This is a genomic window from Arabiibacter massiliensis (assembly GCF_902386925.1).
In the GTDB taxonomy this organism is placed as follows: domain Bacteria; phylum Actinomycetota; class Coriobacteriia; order Coriobacteriales; family Eggerthellaceae; genus Arabiibacter; species Arabiibacter massiliensis.
Window position 1 is genome coordinate 3,233,303 of record NZ_LR698996.1, and the last position, 23,904, is coordinate 3,257,206.

Annotated in this window: 24 protein-coding genes; 17 read left to right on the plus strand and 7 right to left on the minus strand. The window is 66.9% G+C overall.

Annotation, left to right across the window (positions count from 1 at the left end; all coding sequences use genetic code 11):
- Positions 1–107 precede the first annotated feature (107 nt).
- Both hypB and FX134_RS13825 read left to right on the plus strand, forming a co-directional pair.
- On the plus strand, positions 108–785 hold the full coding sequence (gene hypB / locus FX134_RS13820; protein WP_080803221.1) for a hydrogenase nickel incorporation protein HypB: 678 nt from the start codon (positions 108–110) through the stop codon (positions 783–785).
- A 294-nt stretch (positions 786–1,079) separates the two neighbouring features.
- Entirely contained in the window at positions 1,080–1,334 is a 255-nt protein-coding gene (locus FX134_RS13825; RefSeq protein ID WP_080803224.1) for a dynein gamma chain protein, read from the plus strand.
- A 20-nt stretch (positions 1,335–1,354) separates the two neighbouring features.
- Here FX134_RS13825 and FX134_RS13830 read toward each other — a convergent pair whose 3' ends face one another.
- On the minus strand, positions 1,355–2,449 hold the full coding sequence (locus FX134_RS13830; protein ID WP_080803226.1) for a Fic family protein: 1,095 nt from the start codon (positions 2,447–2,449) through the stop codon (positions 1,355–1,357).
- A gap of 209 nt (positions 2,450–2,658) precedes the next feature.
- Between FX134_RS13830 and FX134_RS13835 the strand changes: the two genes are divergently transcribed.
- From FX134_RS13835 to FX134_RS13865, 7 genes are all read left to right on the plus strand, one after another.
- The gene (locus FX134_RS13835) at positions 2,659–4,113 is read left to right on the plus strand and encodes a helix-turn-helix transcriptional regulator (protein ID WP_172623502.1); all 1,455 of its coding nucleotides are present in this window, start codon (positions 2,659–2,661) and stop codon (positions 4,111–4,113) included.
- Positions 4,114–4,389: 276 nt separating this feature from the next.
- A complete protein-coding gene (locus tag FX134_RS13840) occupies positions 4,390–4,899 on the plus strand; it encodes a hypothetical protein (RefSeq protein ID WP_080803232.1) in 510 nt (169 codons plus the stop codon).
- A 46-nt stretch (positions 4,900–4,945) separates the two neighbouring features.
- Positions 4,946–7,675, plus strand: coding sequence for a molybdopterin-containing oxidoreductase family protein (locus tag FX134_RS13845; protein ID WP_080803235.1), 2,730 nt, complete (start codon positions 4,946–4,948; stop codon positions 7,673–7,675).
- Positions 7,665–8,270 carry a 4Fe-4S dicluster domain-containing protein gene (locus FX134_RS13850; protein WP_080803238.1) on the plus strand — a complete coding sequence of 202 codons (606 nt, stop codon included), beginning with the start codon at positions 7,665–7,667 and terminating at the stop codon, positions 8,268–8,270. Before FX134_RS13845 ends, FX134_RS13850 begins: the two co-directional genes overlap by 11 nt.
- A 140-nt stretch (positions 8,271–8,410) precedes the next feature.
- The gene (locus FX134_RS13855) at positions 8,411–9,106 is read left to right on the plus strand and encodes a TorD/DmsD family molecular chaperone (RefSeq protein WP_143412213.1); all 696 of its coding nucleotides are present in this window, start codon (positions 8,411–8,413) and stop codon (positions 9,104–9,106) included.
- On the plus strand, positions 9,103–9,789 hold the full coding sequence (locus FX134_RS13860) for a ferric reductase-like transmembrane domain-containing protein (protein ID WP_080803244.1): 687 nt from the start codon (positions 9,103–9,105) through the stop codon (positions 9,787–9,789). Before FX134_RS13855 ends, FX134_RS13860 begins: the two co-directional genes overlap by 4 nt.
- 119 nt (positions 9,790–9,908) lie before the next feature.
- A complete protein-coding gene (locus tag FX134_RS13865; RefSeq protein ID WP_080803247.1) occupies positions 9,909–10,712 on the plus strand; it encodes a YebC/PmpR family DNA-binding transcriptional regulator in 804 nt (267 codons plus the stop codon).
- Between the two features lie 89 nt (positions 10,713–10,801).
- Here FX134_RS13865 and FX134_RS13870 read toward each other — a convergent pair whose 3' ends face one another.
- A complete protein-coding gene (locus FX134_RS13870) occupies positions 10,802–11,392 on the minus strand; it encodes an amidohydrolase family protein (protein ID WP_232050967.1) in 591 nt (196 codons plus the stop codon).
- A 24-nt stretch (positions 11,393–11,416) separates the two neighbouring features.
- Between FX134_RS13870 and FX134_RS13875 the strand changes: the two genes are divergently transcribed.
- The 7 genes from FX134_RS13875 (at position 11,417) to FX134_RS13905 (ending at position 16,095) form a co-directional block, all read left to right on the plus strand.
- Positions 11,417–11,953, plus strand: a complete 537-nt coding sequence (locus FX134_RS13875; protein WP_232050968.1) for a LuxR C-terminal-related transcriptional regulator — start codon at positions 11,417–11,419, stop codon at positions 11,951–11,953.
- 149 nt (positions 11,954–12,102) lie between these two features.
- A complete protein-coding gene (gene ruvC / locus FX134_RS13880) occupies positions 12,103–12,654 on the plus strand; it encodes a crossover junction endodeoxyribonuclease RuvC (RefSeq protein ID WP_080803250.1) in 552 nt (183 codons plus the stop codon).
- Complete coding sequence (gene ruvA, locus FX134_RS13885) at positions 12,651–13,250, plus strand: Holliday junction branch migration protein RuvA (protein ID WP_080803252.1); 600 nt, start codon at positions 12,651–12,653, stop codon at positions 13,248–13,250. Before ruvC ends, ruvA begins: the two co-directional genes overlap by 4 nt.
- 32 nt (positions 13,251–13,282) lie before the next feature.
- The gene (gene ruvB / locus FX134_RS13890) at positions 13,283–14,377 is read left to right on the plus strand and encodes a Holliday junction branch migration DNA helicase RuvB (protein WP_080803255.1); all 1,095 of its coding nucleotides are present in this window, start codon (positions 13,283–13,285) and stop codon (positions 14,375–14,377) included.
- 3 nt (positions 14,378–14,380) lie between these two features.
- The gene (locus tag FX134_RS13895; RefSeq protein WP_080803257.1) at positions 14,381–14,860 is read left to right on the plus strand and encodes a hypothetical protein; all 480 of its coding nucleotides are present in this window, start codon (positions 14,381–14,383) and stop codon (positions 14,858–14,860) included.
- Positions 14,861–15,073: 213 nt separating this feature from the next.
- Positions 15,074–15,277 (plus strand): cold-shock protein, encoded by a 204-nt coding sequence (locus tag FX134_RS13900; RefSeq protein ID WP_015539962.1) that lies wholly within the window; start codon positions 15,074–15,076, stop codon positions 15,275–15,277.
- Positions 15,278–15,546: 269 nt separating this feature from the next.
- Positions 15,547–16,095 (plus strand): hypothetical protein, encoded by a 549-nt coding sequence (locus FX134_RS13905; RefSeq protein ID WP_080803260.1) that lies wholly within the window; start codon positions 15,547–15,549, stop codon positions 16,093–16,095.
- A gap of 25 nt (positions 16,096–16,120) precedes the next feature.
- On the opposite strand, the gene FX134_RS13910 is transcribed toward FX134_RS13905, so the two are convergent.
- Positions 16,121–17,566 carry a response regulator transcription factor gene (locus FX134_RS13910; RefSeq protein ID WP_087881584.1) on the minus strand — a complete coding sequence of 482 codons (1,446 nt, stop codon included), beginning with the start codon at positions 17,564–17,566 and terminating at the stop codon, positions 16,121–16,123.
- 271 nt (positions 17,567–17,837) lie between these two features.
- Between FX134_RS13910 and FX134_RS13915 the strand changes: the two genes are divergently transcribed.
- Positions 17,838–19,610, plus strand: coding sequence for an FAD-dependent oxidoreductase (locus tag FX134_RS13915; protein WP_080803266.1), 1,773 nt, complete (start codon positions 17,838–17,840; stop codon positions 19,608–19,610).
- A gap of 216 nt (positions 19,611–19,826) precedes the next feature.
- On the opposite strand, the gene queA is transcribed toward FX134_RS13915, so the two are convergent.
- From queA to FX134_RS13940, 4 genes are all read right to left on the minus strand, one after another.
- A complete protein-coding gene (gene queA / locus FX134_RS13920; protein WP_080803269.1) occupies positions 19,827–20,906 on the minus strand; it encodes a tRNA preQ1(34) S-adenosylmethionine ribosyltransferase-isomerase QueA in 1,080 nt (359 codons plus the stop codon).
- 158 nt (positions 20,907–21,064) lie between these two features.
- Complete coding sequence (locus FX134_RS13930; protein ID WP_080803275.1) at positions 21,065–22,723, minus strand: hypothetical protein; 1,659 nt, start codon at positions 22,721–22,723, stop codon at positions 21,065–21,067.
- Positions 22,716–23,213 carry an RNA polymerase sigma factor gene (locus FX134_RS13935; protein WP_080803278.1) on the minus strand — a complete coding sequence of 166 codons (498 nt, stop codon included), beginning with the start codon at positions 23,211–23,213 and terminating at the stop codon, positions 22,716–22,718. Before FX134_RS13935 ends, FX134_RS13930 begins: the two co-directional genes overlap by 8 nt.
- Positions 23,214–23,217: 4 nt before the next feature.
- The gene (locus FX134_RS13940; protein WP_143412214.1) at positions 23,218–23,757 is read right to left on the minus strand and encodes a hypothetical protein; all 540 of its coding nucleotides are present in this window, start codon (positions 23,755–23,757) and stop codon (positions 23,218–23,220) included.
- Positions 23,758–23,904 lie beyond the last annotated feature (147 nt).

Consider the following 23,904-nt stretch of genomic DNA (forward strand, 5'->3'; position numbering starts at 1 on the left):
ATGAATCGCCCGAGGCCTCGAAGACCGTTACTATGGAGCTACGGGAAAGCCGTGCCGGCGCCTGCTCGAACGGGCGGCGCCGGCGCATCGGATCGAGGAGGTTCCCTATGGAGGAAACGCGCGTCATCGAGGTGAAGCGCAGCATCCTGGCCGCCAACGACGAGGCGGCCGACGCCTTCCGCGCCGCGCGGCGCGAGGACGGCACGTTCTTTGTGGACGTGATGGCGTCGCCGGGCGCGGGCAAGACGACGCTGCTTCTGGCGCTCATCGAGGAGCTGCGCCGCCGGGGCGCGGGCGAGGTGGGCGTGATCGAGGCCGACCTTGAGAGCGACGTGGACGCCCTCAAGGTCAAGGAGGCCGGCGTCGCGTCGGTCGAGCTCAACACGCGCGGCGTGTGCCACGTGGAGATGGGCATGGTGGAGATGGCCTGGGAGGCCTTCGAGGGCGCGTCGTTCGACTGGATGTTCTTGGAGAACATCGGCAACCTCGTGTGCCCGGCCGAGTTCGACACCGGCGCGCACGCGCGCGTGATGCTGCTCTCCGTCCCCGAGGGCTGGGACAAGGTGATGAAGTACCCGCCCATGTTCGCCGTGGTGGACGCCCTCATCGTGACGAAGAGCGACTACCTGTCGCTCAACCCCGACTTCGACCTCGAGGCGCTGAAGGAGCGCGCGCGGGCGTTGAATCCCAGCCTGGAGATCTTCGTGACGAGCGCCCGCACGGGCGAGGGCGTGGGCGAGCTGGCCGAATGGCTCGACAGCCTGCGCACCGCCCGCCTGGCGTAACCTGGTCGATCCCCGCCCCCCGTGCCGGCCCTCCATCCCTCCCGCCGGCCCTCCATCCCTCCCTCCCCGGAGGCCCGGCGCGCGGAGGCTTTTTGCCTGAGCGAGCGAACGCTCCCTTTTGTCATCCTGAGCGAGCGAAGAGCCCCTTTTGTCATCCTGAGCGGAGCGCGAAGCGCGGAGTCGAAGGATCCCCCGCGGCGCCAGCCGTAAGCGCCACTGCTATCGCCGCACGGGATCCTTCGACTCGCTTCGCTCGCTCAGGATGACAGGAACCTCGAAGAAAGGACAACCGTCATGTGCACCAACGGAATGAACGTCGACCAGTTCGGGCAGATGATCGACATGATCGACGACTACACGGCCCTCGGCTACCGCTGGGCCCACAAGCTGGCCCACGTGGCCGGCGACGCGGGGAACACGTCCGCGTCCGAGAAGCTGCACGCCGTCCAAATGCTTTTGGCCGATGCCCGCGCGCTACTCGACGAGGCCAAGACCTGCGCCGAGGAGGGAGCCACCGTCGCCAGCGGCGCCACCGTGAAGCTGGTGTAGAGCACGTTCGGTGAGCCCTCTCAGCTGAGAGGCCTCACTGCGTACGACGTGCTGCGCCCGCCGCCCGCCTCGCGTTCCAGGACGCCTTTCTCCACGAGGTCGTTGATGTCGCGCAGCGCCGTGTCGGGCGACACCTTGCACATCTTGGCCCACTTCCGCGACGTGAGCTTCCCTTCGAAGCCGCCTTTCAGCCTGCTCAGCATGCTCCGCTGCCGCTCGTTCAAAGGCACTCCTTCGAGCGACTTCCAAAACGTCTCCCGCTCGAGCGCGCCGCGCACGGCGCAGGCGCTCTCCTCGATCGAGGCGGTCAGCGCGCGGAGGAACCAGGCGAGCCACTCCGTCGCGTCGCTCGTGCCCTTCTGGGCTCGCTCCAAGGCGGCGTAATACCCCTCGCGATGCGACAGGACATGCCGGGCCATACTGTAGTAGCGCCGGGGGCTGCGGTCGGCTCGCGCCAGCAGCATTTCGGTGAGCGCTCGCGCGATGCGCCCGTTGCCGTCGTCGAAGGGGTGGATTGTCAGGAACCACAGGTGGGCGATGCCGGCTTTCACCAGCGGATCCTCGGGCGAGTCGACGTCGAACCAGGCGAGAAATTCGTCCATGAGGCCGCCAACGCGCTCGGCCTCAGGCGCCCGGAAATGAACCTTCTCCCTACCCACGGGGCCGCTGACCACGCTCATGGGGCGCTCGCGAAAGCGCGCGACGGCGATCCTGCGCAAGCCGCTGTAGCCGGTGGGGAACAGCGCGTTGTGCCATCCGCACAAACGCTCGCGCATGAGCGGCGCATCGCAGTTGCGCGTGGCGTCCATCATGACCGACACCACGCCATCGACATCCCGCGTGTCGTCGACGGCGCCGGGCTCCTCCAGCCCCAGCTGGCGCGACACCGAAGAGCGCACCTTGGCCGCGTCAAGCTCCACTCCCTCGATGAGCGACGAGGCCACCACCTCGCCGGCCAGCGCGTCCACCTCCATCTCGGCCTCGAGCTGGAAGCCCACGTGCTCCATGAGGCCGCGCAGCTCGCCGCGCGCGAAGCTCGCCTCACACAGAAGCGGGGCCAGCTCGGCGGCATCCCAGGAGAATCGCGTCCAGTCGGTATGTTCGTGAAGGTACATGGGCCCACTGTACCCGAAGATGCGGCGAATGTCGAGCTATTCTCCGCAAATCATGCGGAGAATAGCGGACGGTTTATCGCAAGCCGGTTCGTTAACGGGGGCGGCGGGAGTGCTACAATTTCCCGGACGAGCGGTTCTGCGACGAGGGGGATCCGATGCGCGAGGGGCTTTCGGGGTATGTGCCAAGTGCCAGGTTGGTAGGAGTGGGCTTGTGGATCGCGTGGGTCACCCTGATCTACAGCACTGACATCCTGGCTCCCGACGCGGGAGACGCGAACCGGGCCACATCGCTCGCGTTCGTCTTGTCCACGCTCGCCCTGTCGGCATGCTTAATGGTCGCGAGCGCTGCTCCCGTCTGGGTCCAGTCGCATCTTCTCGGCAAGGCTCAGGCTGCGGTCGCATCGTGCGTAGGGGCCCTGTCCACCCTCGCCGTCTTGCGGGCCGACGTGGTTCCCGGCCCGGTGTTCTGCATCGCCGCTCTGCTCACGGGTTTTGCGACGGCGCTCGTCGCTTTGCGGGCGGCGGAGCTGTTCTCCGAGATAGACGCCAAGAACATGCTGGTGGGCATGTGCGCCTCCCTTATCCTGGGCATTCTCGTGTACTCCTTCGCCATCATGATGCTCATGTGCGGGCTGAAGGGAGCCTCCGTTCTTACTGCGGTGCTGCTCCTGCCTCTGTCGGCGTGCTTCCTCTTCATGGGCGAAGCCGGCTCGGAGGAGGGCGAAGTCGCCGTCGAGCCCTTGCGCTGCCCCCGCTCGTTCTGGCGACTGATCGCCTACGTGGTCGTGCTTGTCTTCTTGCTGAGCATCACGCGGGGGTATTATCCGAACCTCATCGATGCCGGCGAATTCGCGACTTCCCGAAGCGTCGTGGCGATGGGCTTGATCTTAGCCGCCGCCGCCATCGCCGCGTTGGTGGCGGCCATGCCCCGGGACGCGTCGTTCGGCACGCTGTGCTACGCGCTCTTCTCCGCCTCGGTCGCGGCGGTCCTGCTCCTCTCTCTTTTGAACGTCGACGCGACCACCATGGGCAACGTGTCGTCGGTTCTGTTCGGCATCACGCTCGTGTGCCTGTGGGGTCTGCTCTGCTGCGCGTCGTTCCGCTCGGGGGCGTCCGCTGTGCGGGTGGTTGGCATGGGGTTCGGTGCGGCCTGCGTCGGAACCGCCGCGGGGTTCGCGACGGGTGCTTTGCTGCACGAAGCTGGATCGGGCGCCCTGCTCTCCGTGACCGTAGCCTCCCTCGTGGCGTGCGTCCTGGCGGCATTGTTCCTGCTTCGGCGGGAGGATATCTATGCGCTCATGAGGCCGTATCCCGAGAATGGCGAGGGGTTCGATGCCGAGCCCCCTGAGGCGATGCCCTCTCGCAGCGAAGCGCCCGGCATCGTCAACAATGCCGAAGCTCCGGCGTTGGATGATTACCGGTTGTCCCTGCAGCGTCTCTGCGCGCGCGTGGCCTTGGAGTACGGGCTGTCCCCTCGCGAGGCCGACGTCCTTCCGCTGCTGGCGTCGGGCAAGGATGCGAGGGCCATGGCAGACGAGCTGTTCGTGTCCTTCAACACCGTGCGCACGCACATCAAGAAGATCTACATGAAGCTGGACGTTCACAGCCGCCACGAGCTCATGGAGCTCGTGGAGCGCGAAATGGAGCGTGCGAAGCAGCGATAACGCCTGGTCGGCCATCACTCAAGATGAGTGGTTCGGCGTTTCGGCCGCCATTCACTCACCGTGGGCGATTTCCCTCCCTCTTCTCCTTCCTACAATGGCGACTGCCGAGCTTGAGATCGAGCCGGCAGCCGAGAGGGGGGAGGGCGTATGGCCAGTTTCGTCGATGCCGAAGATGGGGCGGTGCGGGTTCTCGAGGGGAATCCGGCATACCGCGACATATACCTGACAGTGCTTGACTGTTGTCGGAACGCTCAAAACGAGGAAGACGTCCTGTCGATGTGCGACGGCCTCCGCACGTCCAAATTCCAGGTGCAAAGCGCGTCAGGCATCGTCTCGGCTCTGGTGAACTGCGGCGCGCTCGCCCGCACGGTGCTCGTCGACGGCGAACCCTACGACGGCAGCGTGGAGGACTTCCAGCAAGACGACGGCATCCCGGAGGGGGCGGAGGCTCTTTTCCTTCTCCAGACCACGAGCGTGGGCGAAGGTGCCGCCGCGCGCGTTGCCGAAAGCCTCTCGCTCGAAAGCATAATCGCCTCATGCCCCCATCGCGCGCCGGCGTTCCAACTGGTGCTGGCACTGTGCGCTGGGGCCGCGGGCAAGACCACGAGCGCGCTCCAAGACGCTTTGAAGCGCGAGAACATGCTGGAGACCGACCCCGCCAGGGGCATCGACGGCCTCCATGCCAGCTATTTCACGGGCGCGCTCGAGCATATCGGCGCGCTCGCTTGGAATGGGGGGACGTGGATCACGAGCGAGAAGGGCCTGGCCATCCTCGACCGGGCGTGACCCATGCTTCCAGATGAAAGGCGAGAGAGAAGGAGGAGGAACGCGTATGAGTCAGGCAACGCTGACGCGCCGCAACTTTCTTAAGGTTGCCGGCGCGGCCGCAGCCGCGTGTGCGGTGACCGGATGCTCCCATATGGAGGAGACGGAACCCGTCGTCGGCGCGCCCGAAGATGAGGCGGTGGAGATCGTCCACTCCTCGTGTCGCGCGTGCATTTCGAACTGCGGCGTGCTGGTCCATGTCAAGAACGGGCGCGTCGTGAAGATCGAGGGCGATCCGATCGATCCGATGTCCAAGGGCCGCATATGCGCGAAGGGCCTTGCGGGCATTCAGGCGCTGTACAACCCGAACCGCATGAAATATCCCATGAAGCGCGTCGGCGAGCGCGGAACCAACGAGTGGGAGCGCATAACGTGGAAGGAGGCGATCGACACCATCGCCGACAACCTCATGGAGATCTACGAGAAGGATCCCATGAAGCTCGTCATCTCGACGGGCGGCGGCGGAAACCCGCAGTTCTTCGGACTGCACCGTTTCCTGCAGGCGTTCGGCGGCGGCAACTTCTTCGAGCCGGGATGCGCGCAGTGCTACCTTCCGCGCATGTGCACCCAGCCGATGCTGAACGGCTGCAACGACACCTCCATCGCCGATTCCACCGTGGGCGAGATCTACTATACCGAGACGATCCCGAACTGCCTGGTCATGTGGGGCACCGACCCGTCGCAGAGCCACGTGCCCTCGGGCGGCCGCGCCGTGAACGAGCTGCGCATGCGGGGCATGAAGACGGTCGTGGTGGATCCGCGCTTCACCCCCGATGCCGCGAAGGCGGACGTCTGGCTGCCGGTTCGTCCCGGCACCGACGTAGCTATGGCGAACGGCTGGACCCGCTACATCATCGAGAACAAGCTCTACGACGAGGAATGGTGCGTCAAGTGGACGAACCTGCCCTTCCTCGTCAACGAAGAGACCATGCTCCTCTACCATGCCGACGAGCTGGGCTTGGGGGAGGCGACCGACTACGTGGTGTGGGATGCCAAGACCGATTCCCCGAAGGCCATGCCCTATCCCCAGGACGAATCGCTCGACCCCGTGCTCGACGGCGAGTTCGAGATCGACGGGAAGAGGAGCCGTACGGCGTTCCGCGCCGCCTGGGAGAACTGCGAGGAATGGACGCTTGAGCGCACCGCCGAGGTGTGCTGGTGCGAGGCGGACTCCATCGAGGCGGCCGTGAAGGCGTACTGCGAGGGTTCTCCCCACTCTGGCATCTCGATCGGAGTCGCCACTGACCAGTATGCGCAGTCAGCGCAGGTTCCTGAAGCGGTGACCATTGTGGAGTCGCTCATGGGCAACGCGTGCCATCAGGGCAACACCATCCAGAGCCGCAAGAACCAGTCGCTCGGGACGTACTTCCTGTTCCCGTTCAACCTGTTCGGACCCACGCCGCTGTCGCCTAAGGAGGAGGTGGTGAACCGCCGTCTGGGTGTCATCGAGCACAAGGGGCTGAACTACTGGATGGCTTCCCACATCCCCACTATCATGAACGCGATGAACACCGGCGAGCCGTACATGCCCGAGATGTGGATCGACCGTTCGGGCAACAAGCTGGCCATGGTGGGCGACGCCTCCACCTTCCTCGAGGCCATGAAGAAGATGAAGTTCATCGTCCACATGTACATGTACCCCACGACCACGTCCATCGAATTGGCCGATATGATCCTCCCGACGGCGGAATGGCTCGAGACCGCCTACGGCGCCGACCGATGCAACGTGTGGCTCATCAGGCGCGACGTGGTGCACACCTTTGAGCATGTGGACGAGACGCTCATCTGGTCGTGGATCGTGGCGGCGCTTGCCGAGCGCGGGCACAAGGAGGCCCAGATGGCCTTCGAGGCGGAGAACTGCGGCGCGGCCGGCCCATACTGGAAGACGTACGACGAGTACAAGGGCTACCTGGCCGCGTTCATGAGCAAGTCGTTCGGCGAGGAATGGACGTGGGAGCAGTGCTGCGAGAAGCTGCCCGCCGAGTTCATGCCCATGGAGGAATGGATCACCTCGAGCTACGAGAGCTACGAGAAGAAGGATCCCGAGACCGGCCTGCCCGCCGGCTTCGCCACCAACTCGCACCGCATGGAGCCCTACGCCGAGGCCATGACCATCACGGGGCGCACGGGCGGCCCGACGGGGTCGTCGTTCTGGGACAACTACGTGCTGCCTCCCGCGTCCGTCGACTACCTGCCGCTGCCGAAATACGAGGAGCCGGCCGAGTCGCCGCTTGCGGACGACGAGTACCCCTACGTCCTCACCGAGGGCCGCGTGCCCATGTACCATCACGGGACCTTGCGCAACGTCCCGTGGATGAGGGAGATGTACCCGGTGCCCGAAACATGGATCAACCCGGTGACCGCGGCCGAGATCGGCGTGGAAGAGGGCGACTGGTGCTACGTGGAGTCGCGTCGCGGCAAGATCCAGGGCCGCGTCCATGTGACCGAGGGCATCGCTCCAAGGGTTATCTACCAGGAACGCTTCTGGAATCCGGAGCTGTTGGACAGCGATGACCCCAGCAGGGCGTGGAAGGTCATGAACGTCAACATGCTCACGAAGAACGACGCTCCGTACAATCCGGAGTTCGGCACGTACACGCTGCGCGGCTTCACCGTCAAGGTGACGAAGGCGGGAAGCGCGCCGGAGGGCGTCTGGGTCGAGCCGACGGACTTCGTTCCGTGGCTGCCCGAGTCCTCCGAGGAAACGGGAGGAGGTTATGCCGTCTATGACGCGTAACGCTATCGTCGTCGATCTCAACCGCTGCATCGGATGCTACGGGTGCGAGGTCGCATGCAAACAGGAGAACGATGTGCCGCTCGGCAGCTACTGGAGCCGCGTGACGCCGGTGGGGCCTTCGGGGACGTTCCCCCATATCCAACAGTGTTGGCTGCCTACGATGTGCCAGCAATGCGAGAACGCCCCCTGCATCGAGGTGTGCCCGACGGGCGCGTCGTACCGTGACGAGGAAACCGGCGTCGTCTTGGTGAGCGAGGAGAACTGCATCGGCTGCAAGTCGTGCCTCTCGGCGTGCCCCTATGGGGTCCGAACGTTTTACGAAGAGGCGGGCACGGTGCACAAATGCACGCTGTGCAAGCCGCTCACCGACGCCGGGGAGCTGCCGGCCTGCGTGAAAGCATGCTGCGGCGAAGCCCGGTTCTATGGCGATCTGGACGATCCGGACAGCGACGCGTCCCGAGCTTTGGCGGCATACGGCGAGGCTGATCTTCATGCGCTCGCCGATGACGGCAACAAGCCCTCGACGGTGTACATCCTCTCGTCCAAGTACGCCGACTGGGCGAGCGACGACGCCGTGCAGGTGAGCAACGTCTGACATTCGTGGTTGCCCGCCACTGAGGCGGCGTATTTCCAAAAGCCCTGGGCGGGTTCCCCTCCCTCCCGCCCAGGGCCCTTTTCGAGGGAGGGGAGGGCGCGAGCAAGCTGCGCGCATCCGAGTCGAGCGAGGTGGTTGAGATGACGGAAGGAACGCAGGGGGCGTCGAAGGGGGCGGCTGCGGAAACGCGGGGCGATACCCGCGAGTTCTTCGCCAACGCGGAGGCGTTCTACAGGCTGCTCGGCAGCATGTTCTACCTGGAGCTGACCGAAGAGCAGATCCAGGGCCTGGCGCGCAGCGGGTTCGACTATCCCGAGGACGGTACGCAGATGGCCCAGGGATGCCGCGAGATACGCACATATCTGGATCGTCGCGGCGCGAACGCGCGGCGGGATCTGGCGGTCGATTACGCTCGCATCTTCCTTGCGGCCGGTATCCACGAAGGCGAGACGGCCGTGCCGTTCGAGAGCGTGTACACTTCGGACGAGGGCATTCTCATGCAGGACTCGCGGGATGATGTTGTGCGCGTCTATCGGGCGAACGGGTTGGTCGTTCCGACGGATCTCAACGTACCGGAAGATCACCTGGCTTTTGAGCTGGAGTTCATGGCCCATGTGAGCGGGCGTATCGCGGCGCGCCTTTCGGCGGGTGAGCCCGCCGATGACGCGCTGGCCGTGCAGCGAGCGTTCATCGACGAGCATCTGCTCAATTGGCTCCCCCTGCTTCAAGAGCGGGTGGAAAAGCATGCCAAGCTTGCCTTCTATCCAGCGCTCGTGAAGATTGCGAGAAGCTTCATCGAGGAGAACCGGATCGTGGTGGAGGAGGCTTTGCGGTGATCTTCGCGGCCGTGCTCGTCGCCACGACCGTGCTTTGCGTGGCGGCGCGCACCTTCATCCTCCGGCATACGGGATGGTTCTATGGAATCGTGGCGGCCGTCGGCGCGCTCCTCGGGTGCGTGCTCGTCTTCGGCGAGCCTGCATGGCTATGGAAGGCGTCCTTCGCCTTGATTCAGAAGTGCTTGCTGCCGCTCGCCTTGTTCACGGTGGTCATGGGCATCGGATGCCTGCCCCGCTCGTCGCGCATGTCGCTTTGGCTGCGTCCCGTGCGCGCCCAGCTGTCCGTGGCTGCCTGCATCCTAGCTCTCGGCCACATCGCGGCGTACGCGGGCTCGTACCTTCCCCGCATCCTCGGCCCGGGTGTGAAGGGCAACGTCGCGCTTTCCTTCCTCGTGGCCGCAGCATTGTCTGCGCTGCTGCTGATTCTGGGTGCGACGTCGCTTGAGTTCGTGAAACGGCGCATGCGGGCCGAGAGCTGGGTGAAGCTGCAGAGGTGGGCCTATGTGTTCTTCGGTCTCGTCTATGTCCATTTGCTCTGCATGCTCCTTCCTTCCGCGCTGGGAGGAGGCACCGCCGCCCAGGCGAGCGTCGCCGTGTACACGGCGGTGTTCGCGGCGTATGCCGTTTTTCGCGTGAGCCGCGCCGTCTTCGACAAAAAGCCCGCTTTCCGGGCGGCGCATTAGGCCGATTCGTCCCCTCGGCCCCACAGCCGTTTTTTGAAGACCGTGCGGAAGGCGACCGGGGGATTTGACTCGTGTGCTAGAATAGGCGGCTGGCAAGAGCACCAATTGAAGGGACGTATATGTCAGGGCATTCTAAGTGGGCTACAACCAAGCATCGTAAGGCAGCGGTGGACGCGAAGCGCTCCGCGCTGTTCAGCAAACTGTGCCGCAACATCACGGTGGCTGCGAAAGAGGGCGGCGACCCCAACCCCGACAACAACGCGTCGCTCGCGGCCGCCATCGAGAAGGCCAAGGGCTACTCCCTCCCGAAGGATAAGATCAAAGTCGCCATCGACAAGGCGTTCGGCTCCGGCAAGGACGCCGCGAACTACGAGACGGTGGTCTACGAGGGCTACGGCCCCTGCGGCGTGGCCGTGTACTGCGAGGCGCTCACCGACAACCGCAACCGCACCGCCGCCGACGTGCGCGCGGCGTTCAACCATCACGGCGGCAACCTGGGCACCTCCGGCTCCGTGGCGTTCATGTTCGAGCGCAAGGGCCAGGTCATGGTTGCCAAGGAGATCGAGACCGGCGACAAGAAGAACCCCATCGGCCCCAACGGCGCCGCCGCTGACGAGGACGAGTTCATGATGGCCGTGGCCGAGGCCGGCGGCGTGGACTACGAGGACGCCGACGACGAGTGGATCGTCTACACCGCGCCCTCCGACCTCATGGCCGTGAAGAAGGGCCTCGAGGAGCAAGGCGTCGAGGTGAAGGGCGCCGAGATGACGATGGAGCCCACCACGCCCGCCACCGTGAGCATCTCCGACGCGAAGAAGGTCATGCGCCTCATCGACAAGCTCGAGGAACTCGAAGACCTGCAGAACGTCTACCACGCCATGGACATCACCGACGAGATCGCCGAGGCGCTCGACGCCGAGTAGAGCCCGATCGGCCGATTCTGCGTAAAAGACGGGGCCCCGCGAGCATGATGCTTGCGGGGCCTTTCATGCGCGCACGGCTTGCCCGGCGCCTATCCCTCGAACACGATGTCGCCGTTCGATACGGTGTAGAGCACCTTCGACTCCGAGATCATCTTCGGGTCGACGTCGAGGATGTTCTGGTCGAGCGCCACGAGGTCGGCCTTCTTTCCCACCTCGATCGTCCCCACGACGTCCTCCATGAAGTTCTCGTACGCCACGTTCTTCGTGTACATCTCGAGCATCTGGTAGGCGGTGAGGCCCTGCTCCTTCCAGCGGTAGAAGTCCTCGTCCTCCTCGCCGGGGAAGGGGCTGTTACGCGTGATGCCCACCTCGATCTCCAGCAGCGGGTCGTAGGCGGTCACGGCGCCGTCGCTGCCGCCGCTCAGGATGCAGCCCGCCTCCAGCATGTCCTTGGCCGGATACATGGCGAACGCGCGCTCCTGTCCGATGAACGCCGTCTCCAGCTGGCACAGCGGGTCGTTGTACATCCAGAGGAACTGCAGGTCGCTGACCACCTTGAGGTCGGCGCAGCGCTTGATGTCCTCGGGCGCGATGGCGCACACGTGCACCATGGTGTGGCGCGCGTCGCGCTTGCCGTTGGCCGCCTCGGCGCGCTCGTAGGAATCGAGCGACGTGCGCACGGCCCCGTCGCCGATGGCGTGGATGTGCAGATCTACCTCATGGGCATCGGCATCGCGGGGCTGCGCGACGGCCGAGGTGGTGGCGGGGTGCTCGGCCGGCGGAGGGCCATGGTGCTCGTCGCGCTGTTCTCCGCGTGCTCGGTCGGTTATCTTGCCTGGTCGATCGCGTCGTTTGCCGCAGGATGGGCGAGCCCGCGCAACGCGTTCGTGGAGCTGTCGGGGGCGGTGAACCTCGTGTTCGCCTGCCTGTACCTGGCCGGCTACGTCCGCCTGCGCCGCGAGGCGTCCGCGCCCACGGCGGTGCCGGTGGTGGCGAAGCGCTACGATCTGACGAAGCGCGAGGAGGAGATCCTCGAGATGCTCTCGCGCGACATGAGCAACCAGCAGATCGCCTCGCAGGCGTTCATCTCGGTGGGCACGGTGAAGACGCACGCCCACAACATCTACGCGAAGCTCGGCATCGCCGGACGCTCGGAGCTGCCGGCGCTGCTTGAGCGCGAGGTGGCCCGCGCGCTCGAGGGCGGCGAAGGCGGCAGCCTGCAGCCGGCCGCGCGCAGGTGACGGCGCGCGAAGACTGTCGGGCTATGGAAAAGCCGACTTTCCCGTCCCTGTCGCATGGTTTTGTGGTAGGATGATTGCGAACATACGTTTGTGAGATTTGCGGCGACGTTCGCGGCCCTTCGCCGCTTGCGCGCGGCGGGAAGGCGACGATGGCGCGCACCGAACGAACCATACTCGGCATCGATCCCGGGCTGGCGAACACCGGCTGGGGCGTCGTGGCGCAGAACGGGCCGCGTCTGGCATGCCGCGCCTACGGATGCGTCTCCACGTCGAAGGACGCTCCGCTCGAGCAGCGCCTGCGCAAGATCCACGAGCAGATGGCGGCCGTCATCGCGCGGTTCGAGCCCTCGTGCGTGGGCATCGAGACGGTGTGGTTCGGCGTGAACGTGCAGAGCGCCTTCGCCACGGGCCAGGCGCGCGGCGCCGCGCTCGTGGCGTGCGCCGAGTGCGGGCTGGAGGTGCTCGAGTTCTCGCCGAGCCAGATCAAGCTCGCCGTGGTGGGGGAGGGCTCGGCCGAGAAGGAGCAGGTGCAGTACATGGTGCGCCAGCTGCTCGCGCTCGACGACGTGCCGCGCCCCGACCATGCGGCCGATGCGCTGGCCGCGGCCATCTGCTACACGACGCACGAGGGCTTCGCGCGGCGCACGGGCGCGGCGTGCTCGGTCTTGGACGCCCCCGAATCGGGAAAGGATCGGCGATGATCGCGTTTCTGAAAGGCACCCTGGCGGGAAAGACCACCTCCGCCGCCTACGTCGAGGTGGCGGGCGTCGGCTACGCCGTGGGCATGTCGCAGGCGGCGCTCTCGAAGCTGCCCGAGAAGGGCGGCGCGGTGGAGGTGCACACCCACCTGCAGGTGAGCGACAGCGGCATCGCGCTGTACGGGTTCCTCACCCTGGAGGAGAAGGCCCTGTTCGAGCGCCTGATAAGCGTGGGCGGGGTGGGGCCGAAGGTGGCGCTCGCGGCGCTTTCGGCGTTCTCGCCCGCCGCGCTCGTGGCAGCCGTGCAGGCGCAGGACGTGGCCGCCGTGCAGCGGATACCCGGCGTGGGCAAGAAGACGGCCTCGCGCATCATCCTCGAGCTCAAGGGCTCGTTCGACCAGGGGCTCGCATCGCTCTTCGACGAGGGAGCGCCCGCCGCGGTCGTCACGGCGGAGCGGCTGGCGGGCGCGCGCGAGGCGCTCCTGTCCATGGGATTCACCTCTGCTGAGGCCGACGTCGCACTCAAGGGCGCGCCCGAGGACGGCGACGAGGGAGTGCTGGTACAATACGCCCTGAAACGACTGGGATCGAACGCGTAGGCGCTCCGCGCCGACGAAACGGATAGGCGGCCATGGCTGACAACGGCATCGAAATAGAGGGGCTCGTGTTCGAGGCGGACGCCGCTTCCGGCGAGGCGCGCCCGGCTTCGAGCGGCGAGGCGCGAGCGCGTACCGTGGCGGCCGAGCTCACCGAGGACGATCTCGCGCTCGACCGCAGCCTGCGTCCCAAGCGCCTCGGCGACTACCTGGGGCAATCGAAGATCAAGGAGTCGCTCGCCATCCTCATCGAGGCGGCTCAGGCGCGCGGCGACGTGGTGGACCACATCCTGTTCTCGGGCCCCCCGGGCCTCGGCAAGACCACGCTCGCCACCGTGGTGGCCAACGAGCTGGGCGCCAACATCAAGACCACGAGCGGCCCGGCCATCGAGCGCACGGGCGACCTCGCGGCCATCCTCACGAACCTCGAGGAAGGCGACGTCCTGTTCATCGACGAGATCCACCGCCTGAACCGCATGGTGGAGGAGGTGCTCTATCCCGCGCTCGAGGACTTCGCCCTCGACATCGTGGTGGGGAAGGGCCCGGCCGCCCGCTCCATCCGCCTCGACCTTCCGCACTTCACGCTCATCGGCGCCACGACGCGCACGGGGCTTTTAACGGGGCCCCTGCGCGACCGCTTCGGCATCGTGTTCCGCCTGCAGTACTACACGCCCGAGGAGCTGGCCTCCATCGTGCGGCGCTCGGCGTCCATCTTAGGCGTGAGCATCGCCGAGGACGGCGCGCTCGAGATCGCCCGGCGCAGCCGAGGCACCCCGCGGTTGGCGAACCGGCTGCTCAAGCGCGTGCGCGACTGGGCGCAGGTGCGCGGCGACGGCGACATCGACGAGGACGTGGCCGCCCAGGCCCTGAGCTTCTTCGAGGTGGACTCGCTCGGGCTCGACAACATGGACAACCGCATCCTCGAGCTTCTGGCCATGCAGTTCGGCGGCCGGCCCGTCGGCCTCACCACGCTCGCCTCCGCGCTCTCGGAGGATCCGGACACCCTCGAGGACGTCTACGAGCCCTACCTCATGCAGCAGGGCCTCATGGTGCGCACGCCGAAGGGCCGCGTCGCCACCGAGCGCGCCTACGACCACCTGGGCATACCCGCTCCCCCGAAGGAGGGCTGATCCGTGCTCGAGCAAGACTACCTCATGCGCATCTTCCTGCAGTTCGCGGAGATCGTGCGCCGCAGCTGGTTCGTCTCCCGCAGGGAGCACGACCCCAAGGCCGCAGCCGACATGCTGGAGGACGCCGTGGGCGAGGCGGTGGACATCGACGGCGGCACGCTGCTGTCCCTGGCCCCGGAGTCGATGGCCTCCATCCTGCAGGTGTCGGACACCGACCCGCGCGTGGTGGAGCATGTGGCGCGCAGTCTCATGCTGGCGTCTGCCTACCTGCGGGAGGCGGGCGAGGACTCCCTGGCCGACCTGCGCCACGAGCAGGCGCGATCCTTGGATGCCGCCTACGGCCTGGACCTTCCCGCCACCCCCGAGGAGATGATGTCTTTGCTGGACGGCGCGTGCGAGGCCGACGAGGAGGCCATCATCGACATCGTCTCGCTCGGCTCGTCCGCAGAGGTCGTCGAGCTGCCTCTGCGCCGCGAGGAGTGACGCGCTTGGGTCGGCGGGCTTCCGTTCGGGGCCGGCAGCCCGTGCGAATCTCAACAAAACAGTAAAAAAGCCGCGAAAAGCAGAATCCTGCGCCTTTTTCTGCTCGGATAGCGTATAGTAAGTACGTGCTCTCGAGGTGAGGGCAAGTGCTGCCGCCATGCAGCATGCAGTGTTGCCTTCCCGAAGGATCGGGGAGAGGAAAGAGGATTTAAAATGGCAGAAGGTACCGTGAAGTGGTTCAACCCCGAAAAAGGCTACGGCTTCATCTCCCAGAACGACGGCGAGGATCTCTTCGTCCACTTCTCTGAGATCAAGATGGACGGGTTCAAGACGCTCGACGAGGGCCAGGCGGTCCAGTTCGACGTGACGACCGGCCAGAACGGCAAGCTCCAGGCCAGCAATGTGACCAAGGCGTAAGGCGCTATAACAAAGATAATGCCTGAATGGCCCCTGCGACATGCGGGGGCTGTTTTTTGCCCGAGAGCAGTTAGCGCCGATCGAAGCCCCTCTTGTCATCCTGAGCGGAGCGCCGCCAGGCGCGGAGTCGAAGGATCCCGCGCGGCGTCAGCCAAAAGCGCCCCTGTCGCCCGGCGAGCGTCCGGGGCGCGCCCTCCCCGGAACCCGCTGGCGCTCTTAAGATGATCCAGCGCCCGCACGGTGGCGGGCGGCATCGGAGAGGAGCGGTTATGGACGTATGGAACACCCCGTGCGCGGAGTTCGTGGGCGCGATCAGGCATCATCGGCATTTCACGGAGGACGAGGCGGCGCGGGCGCGGCTCGCGCGATTCTGCGAGCGCATCGGTCGGGAGGGCGCGAAGGCGTTCCTCGACGCCGAGTATCCGGCGGGCGGCGATAAGGCCTTCATCGTGAACGAGGTGGCGGGCCGCCTCAACCTGGCCGATGGCAACGCGCACCTGGTCGCGCTCGTCGCATGCGACCCGCAGGTCACGCTCGCGCGCCTCGTCGAGCTTGCCGGCCGCGACGACTTCGTCCGCGTGTGGCGCGACGGCTGGGAGGAGGGCTCCGGTCAGGAGAAGGCTTACGAGGTGTACATCCCGATGGCCGTCGACGGCACGCGCGTTCCCGGCTGCTACGAGGGCGCCGACTGGTTCAAGAACCCGCCGCAGCCCACCAAGATCATCCCCGCGACCATCGCCTTCGACAGTCCGCTCTTCGCGCCCGAGGATCGCGGCCGCCCCCTCGGCGAGACCGCGCGGACGCTCGGGTTCGCCTAAGCGCGCTTCGCTCCCTGGCGCGCCGTCACGCGAGGGCGCGGCACTCCTCTTCCACGAGGTCGATGGCCTCTTGGTTGGAGTGCACGCCCAGCTTCTTGTAGACGTGCTGGATGTGCTTCTTCGTGGTGTTGGGCGAGATGAACAGCGCCTCGGAGATGTAGGTGCTGCTGCGCCCGCGCGCCACCAGCATGAGCACCTCGCCCTCGCGCGGCGAGAGGGCGTAGGCCGACGCGAGGCCCTGGATGGCGCGCTCGTAGCACTCGTCGAGCGAGGGGGCGGCGGCTTCGGACGCCTCCGCGGGGACGTCCCCTGTCCCCGCCGGCTGTTCGGCGCGCTGGGTGCGGAACATCCACACCAGGCCCAGCCCCACGCAGAACAGCGCTAAAAGCGAGCATCCCAGAAGGAGCCCCGTCGCATTGCTGTCGTAGCGCGCCAGGTTCACGCCGATGAACCCGCCTATCGAGTAGCCCGCGTACAGCGCGGCGAACCCTACGCCGAACAGCGCGATCGGGTGCACGCGTTGGCGCTTGCAGGCCTCGGCGAGCGCGATGACCAGCGCGATGAACCCGCAGCGGTTGCTCATCACCACGAGCATGCTCCACACCTCGCTCACCTGGAAGAACGACGTGAGCACGATGGCCACTGCGGAAAGCAGCACGGCGACGCCCAGCATGCACGGGATGAACCGCTCGATGAAGCGCCCGCTCGCGCGCAGCCCGAACGCCAGCGCCGCCAGCACGGCGAGCGTGAGCAGCGAGCTCACGGGCACGACGATGGAGTCCACGTAGCTGTAGGGGTGGATGTAGAGCATGCTGCGCAGCATGAAGTACAGCATGCCGAACGCGCCGATGCCCGCGACGAGCCCCCAGCTCCACGTGGCCGTGGGGGAGAGGCGGCGCAGCTCTTCGTCGGACTCGCGCGGCGTGGCGCGCAGGAGGGCGAACGATGCGAGAGGCATGAGGGCCGTGGTGACGAGCAGCGCCATGGAGCCCATCGTCTGCACGCACACGATCTGGAACAGCGCCGAGAGCGCGTCGGCCACGAGCAGCACGGCGAGCGTCCGCACGCCTCCCAGCGAGCCGAAGCGCTCGGCCCACGCCAGCACGTACCAGGCGATGCACACGGCGAACGTGGCGATGAGCACGGGATTGGGCGTCTCGCCGGCCAGGCGCTGGAGGCACAGCGTGATGCTCGACGCCGAGGCCGCCAGGGGCACGGCCCAGCAGAAGGGCTCGCGCCGCACCGTCCGCACGACGTCCTTGCGCGCGAGGAACGCCGCCAGCGCGCACAGGAGCGCCACGGTGAGGAACACGGGCGACCAGAGGATGGGTATCTCGCCGGCGCCCTGGTAGGCCGCCAGGTAGCGGTCGCGCTCCATCGAGTCCCACGCGGCGTACATCATGTAGCCCACCATCGTGGCGGACCCCCCTTGCGCGAGGACCCCCTTCATGGTGAATCGCTCCGACTCCATGGCGCGCCCCCTCCGAACGGCTTCCAGCTTGCCCGATCCCCTTTCCTTCCGAGGCCGCATTGTAGCACAGCGCCTCGCGAGCGGTTTTCCGCATGGTCACATTCGGGTGATTTCGATTTGATTTACCCAGGTCATGAAAGCAGTTGGTTGAAATACCCCCTTTGGCGTGCTAGGCGCGCCTCAAAGGCGGCTTTAGTCTTTGCCCTGCCGCCGGACGCAAGGGGCGCCGGGCGGCGAAGAAGGCAACCGTCCATCAAGGAGGACAAGGGTTATGGGAAAGAGCAAAGCGAACGCATCGATTTCGAACGCGGGGCTCTCGCGCCGCAGCTTCCTCGGCTTCGCCGGAGCCGCCGCAGCGGCCGTGGCGGGCGCGTCGCTCGCCGGCTGCGCGCCGCAGTCCGCATCGGCGGAGAACGGCAGCGCGGCCGCCGGCATCCCCGAGAAGTGGGACTACGAATGCGACGTGGCCGTGGTGGGCTCGGGCACCGTGCTGACCGGCGCGGGCAAGGCCGCCGCCGAGGGCGACCGCGTCATCATCATCGAGGCGGCCGACAAGACCGGCGGCACCACCGCCACCTCCAACGGCCAGACCTGGATGCCGCTGAACTCCACGGCTATGGCCGACAACCTGGACTCCTACGACGACGCGCTCGCGTACGTCACCGCCACGGCGGCGGGCAAGTCCACGCCCGAGATCCTCGAGGCGTTCCTGAAGTACGGCCCCGAGGCCATCGACTTCCTGGCCGAGACGGCCGACCTCTCCTGGGAGATCAGCCCGCGCATCGACTACCACTACGGCGTGTTCCCCGGCGCGAAGGACCAGGTGCGCACCATCGCGCCCGTGGGCAAGCAGTCCACCGAGGCCGGCCAGATGACCGGCGCCTTCGGCACCACGTCGTCCGGCGCGTTCGTCACCGATCCTCTGGTGGAGGGCATCGTGAGCAAGTACGGCGGCGAGGTGCTCACCGGCACGACGGCCAAGCGCCTGATCACCCGCGTGAACGGCGAGGGCGTCACCGAGGTCGTGGGCGTGCAGGCCGAATCGAAGAAGGGCACGATCAACATCAAGGCCAGCAAGGCGGTCATCCTGGGTGCCGGCGGCTTCGGCTGGAACGACGAGATGAAGCGCACCTACATGGAGATTCCGGCCAACCGCACCATGGAGGTGGCCACCTGCAAGGGCGAGGGCATCCTGATGGGCCAGGCCGTCGGCGCCGACCTCGCGCTCATGCCCTACGCGTGGGGCCAGGTGGTGTGCGTGGATCCGGCCGACATGCCCTACCACGAGTGGTGCGACGCCCCCACCGAGTACAACGACTTCGGCCTGGGCACGTTCTACGGCCTCATGTGCAAGTCGGGCTCGTGCGTCATGAACAAGTTCGGCCGCCGCTTCATGGACGAGGCCGTTGACTACGACTCGCTGTGGCACGGGTTCTGGGGCCGCGATCTGGGCCTGAGCGGCGACGAAGAAGGCGCGACCTACGGCACCAGCTGGACGAACATCCCCGCGTTCTACATCTGCGACTCCACGGTGGCCGATGCCGAGAACTCAACGATGCGCGACTCCGACGGAAACCTGTGCTCGTGGGTGGCCTACCAGGCCGACACCATCGAGGGGCTGCTCGAGCAGATCCCGTTCCGCGACGACTTCGCCCGCGAGACGGCCGCCAAGACCGTCGAGTCGTACAACGCCTACGCCGCCGAGGGCCGCGACCCCGAGTTCCACCGCGGCGAGACGCTGTGGGACCAGGGCGGCACCTCGCGTCCCGAGTCGTGCCTCGCGCCCATCGCGCAGGGCCCGTTCTACTGCGTGATCTGCGAGCCGTACCCCATGTGCACGAAGGGCGGCCTCAAGGTGAATGAGAACGCCGAGGTCATCAGCGTGACGGGCGAGGTCATCCCGCGCCTGTACGCCTCGGGCAACAACGCCGGCATCGGCGGCCCGGGCCTGTTCTACAACGGCGCGGGCGGCACGCTGGGCCCCGGCTTCGCGTTCTCCTACATCGCCGGCATCAACGCCAACAAGCTTGAGCCCTGGTCGTAAGGCGCTCCCTCCGACATCGCCCCCTCCCTCCTTGCGACGGCCGCCGATCCCTCGGCGGCCGTCGCTGTCCCCGCGCCTGCTGAGGATCGGGCAGATTTGACTGGCCCGTGTAACGCATGGCCTTACGGCTCCCTTACTGCACGCATCTGCCATGAAACGTCATTCCGTCTGCGCGGGGTGCGCGGCAAGATCGCGTTCCACCGCCATTCGGGGGCTCTAGCAGATGAACATCGCGTCGCCGAAGGAGAGCATGCGGTAGCGCTCCTCCACGGCGTGACGGTACGCCGCCATGATGTTCTCTCGCGTGGAGAAGGCGCTCACGAGCATCATGAGGGTGGAGCGCGGCACGTGGAAGTTCGTGACGAGGGCGTCCACCACGTGGAACTCGCTGCCGGGCAGGAGGTAGAGCGAGGTCGTCTCGCGCGCGCGGGGCGTGACGGCGCGCATCCCGGCGTCCCAGGCGCTTTCGAGGCTGCGGACGCTCGTCGTGCCCACGGCCACCACGCGGCCGCCGCGCTCGCGCGTCTCGGCGATGGCCGCCGCAGTGCGCTCGGGCACGGTGTAGAACTCGGTGTGGATGACGTGCTTCTCGGGGTCGTCCTCGTCCACGATGCGGAAGGTGTCCAGGCCCACCTCCAGCTCCACCGTCTCCCAGCGAACGCCCTGATCCTGAAGCTGCGCGATGAGCTCGGGCGTGAAATGCAAGCCCGCTGTGGGCGCGGCTGCCGAGCTCTCGCGGCGCGAGTACACGGTCTGGTAGAGCTCCTCGTCGCCAGCGTAGTCCTTGATGTAGGGCGGCAGCGGCGTGTGGCCCACCGCGTGCAGCGCCTCGTCGAGGGAGGGCAGCGGCGTGGTGAGGCGCGCCACGCGCTCGCCCCTCTGAGCGGCGTCGGCCCAGTCCACGATCTCGGCCGAGAGCGCCACGTTGCCGGCGGCGTCCGTGAAGTCCACCACCGCGCCCGTTCCGGGCTTGAGGCGCTTGCCGGGGCGCACGAGCACCTCCCAGAGCGCGCTTCGGTTCTCGACGGGCGTGCCGTGCTGGCGCAGCAGGAACACCTCGGCCGCCCCGCCCGTGCCGCGCTTCGCGCCCAGCAGGCGCGCCGGCATCACGCGCGTCTCGTTGGCCACCAGAAGGTCGCCGGGGCGCAGGTAGTCGGCGATGTCGCGGAAGATGCGGTCCTCCAGCGCGCCGGTCGCGCGGTCCATGACGAGCAGGCGGCACCCATCGCGCTCGGCGGCGGGCTCCTGCGCGATGAGCTCTTCGGGCAGGTCGTAGTCGAAATCGGAGGTCTTCATACGGGTGGGTCCTTCGGGCGGTTCGCGGTCGGTTCGTCGAAGAGCCTATTATAGGCGTTCCGACGCCGCCAAGGGCTCCATTCCCAATTCCTCCCACGTCATCTCATACCACGACTCGATGGAAAGGCCCGGCACGCGCTTGAACTCGTCCACGCTCCTTACCGCGCCTGGCCGACATCGAACGCGTGGTAGTTCTCCTCGAAGGGCTCGGATGTGAACGAGTCGAACGCCACGAACAGCAGCCCCGCCGCTTCCGCGTAGGCGGCGGGCGCGGCGAACACCTGCGTCATCCGGCGCGTCTCGCCGGGTTGGAGCAGGGTGCGCGTCTCGAAATCCTCGCTCGCGCGGTCATGGCCCCACCAGTCGCTGTACAGCAGGAGCGTGTTGAGCCGCAGGCAGAGCCCGTCGGCCCGCCGCATCGCGAGCTTCGAGAAGTTCGACGTGCTCTTCCATGCCGGGGCGTCGCCGCGGTTCGTCACGTCCATGGAAACAGCCACGTAGAGGTAGTAGCCGCTGATCCTCCCGTCCTCGGAGATGGTGAAGCCGTGCAGCTCGTCCTGGCATTTGTTGAAGTATGAGAGCGTGTCGAACCGCACGACCTCGGTGTCCATGGCGTCCACGCCGTCCGGCAGCCGTCGCGACAGGTCGGCCCGCACGTTGGAGATCTCGAGCATGCCGTCGCCTTCGCCGCAGAACGTCGTGCCGTTGCCCCGCGTGAACGTCTGGTTCGCCTCGGCGAGCAGGGCGCTGTCGCTGGGACCGAGCACGCGGGAGGCGGGGAGCACGAAGTCGCCGCCGTCCATGAGCGTCTCCGTCGCCGCGTCGGACTCCCTTCCGAGCTGGGCCGGCGGCTCCACGGCGCTTTCGAGCTCGTTCGCCTGGTCGAGCGGGGCGGGGAAGGGGCCGTCGCTTTCGTCGAACACCTCGCCGACGAGCGTGCGGGCGACGAAGCCGCGTTCCAGCTCCACATCCGTCGCATGCAGGTCGACGGACTTGGTGGACATGCTCCCATCCTCGAATTCCACGGTGATCGTGAGCGTCTCGCCTTCGAACAGGCCGATGACCGCCTCGCCGGGGTCGTACCCTTCGGCATACGGATCGTTCGTCCACAGGCCGAAGCGGTAGCCTTCCGCCTCGCCGGGCTCCATGGGCACGTCGACGGTGGCGCCCAGCTTCTTCGACAGCAGCACGCGCACCGTTGCGTCGGGGTCGTCGGTGCTCCTCGCAGGATCCGTTTTCATGGGCGTCACGTTATCGTATTCGCTGTAATAAGCGCCCGTGCCGCGCTTCGTCGGATCCCAGGAAAGCGCCTCGAGCCACTTCTGCGGCTCGTCGCCCATCCTGAACTCCTCGTAGGTTTGCCGGTAAAGCTGTCCACGGCTCGTGGTGGCCTGCACGCGCACGATGCCCTCGCCCTGCACGCTGAACAGGCAGCCCGTGTAGCATCCTTCCGTGGCGTAGAAGTCTTTGGACGCCAGCTCGCCGAGGCTGCGCTCAAACACGATGGAGCCGTCCTCGGCGGGCTCGAGCGGCTCGCCGGTTGTCGCCGCGTAGGCGAGGAGGGAGAATCCTGCTCGCGCGGGCGGCTCGGGCTGCGCGTCGCGGCCGACATCGTCGGACGGCAGCGCGAGGGTCAGCCCCGCCGCGACCATGACGACCGCGAGGCAGGCGGCGGCCGCCAGCTTCCAGCGGGCGCGCGGCTTGGCGGGCGCGGGTTCGGCGGCGACGAACGCGAGCGTCCTTCGCTTGAGGTCCTCGGTGACCTCGACGCCTTGGTGGGCCTTCCGGTAGGCGTCGCGGAAGTCGGATTCACGCATCGCGGCCTCCTTCCAGCATGATCTTGAGCGTCTTGCGCGCGCGGTGCAGATGCGACCTGACGGTGGCCGGGCGCTCGCCGGTGATCCGCGCGACCTCCTCGGTGGAATACCCTTCGAAGTAGAAGAGGTGCAGGGCGGTCTGCTGCCGCGCGGGCAGCTGGGCGACGGCGCGCCGCAACTCGTCGGCCTCGTCGTCGGGCAGGCCGCCTCGGCCCTCCACGGCGATGGCCTCGTCGAACGCGGTCCGGGGGTGCTTGCGCGCCTCGCGGTGCCAGTCGTTGCAGCAGTTCACGGTCACGCGGAGCAGCCAGGCTCTCAGGTGCTCCTCGCTCTCGAGCTTCGGGGCGCTCTGATGGAGGCGCAGAAAGACGTTTTGGAACACGTCCTCCGCGTCGGCGCGACTTCCGGTCCTGCAAAGCGCCAGGTGCAAGACGGCGTTGCCGCAGGAGTCGATGGCCGCGGCGACGTCCGCGAGGGGGGCTTTCCTCATGCGCTCAGCGAAGGGTCACGTACGTCGCGTACGTCTCGCGCTGATCCGGCACCTCTTCGCCCCGCTGGTCCTCCATCGGCTGGATCAGCCAGACGGACGTGCCCTCGATCGCAGCGGAAGGGCCGAGCCTCAGCGTGCGGAACATCCCCTGCGGACCCCAGTCATCCGAGTAGCAGGCGACGGTGAACAGGCCATAGCCGTCGCGCACGACGTTGACGGCGTCTCCGACCCACGTTGCGCCGGGGGCGGGGCTTTCCTCGCCGACGGCGAACGAGCATTCGGACGCGAGCGGTTCGGGCAGCGTCACCGTGTAGCTCTGCATGTCGAAGGATGCGGTCTGCGGTTCTGCGGGCTCGCTTGCGGGTTCGGGCTCCGTCGCTGCGGACGGCTCGCTTTCCGGCTCGGTCGCAGCTGGCTGCTCGCTCGCCACGGGTTCGGGCGCTTCCCCCGGCGTTTCGGCGGCGCACCCTGCGGCGAGGCACAAGGCCAGTCCCGCCGCGCAAAGCAAGGCGAGCAAACGTGCACGTGCGTGATGGTTTCTCATGGTTTCCAACCTCCTCACCTGATGATACGGAATTCCGGGCCGAATTGTTGCAGGGGATGGCGAAGTTCTTCCGACGCCTGTCGTTCCGGCGCGGCATTGTCGACCGAAACACACGCCACAGGGGGCTCATGCGTGTGTTTCGGTCGA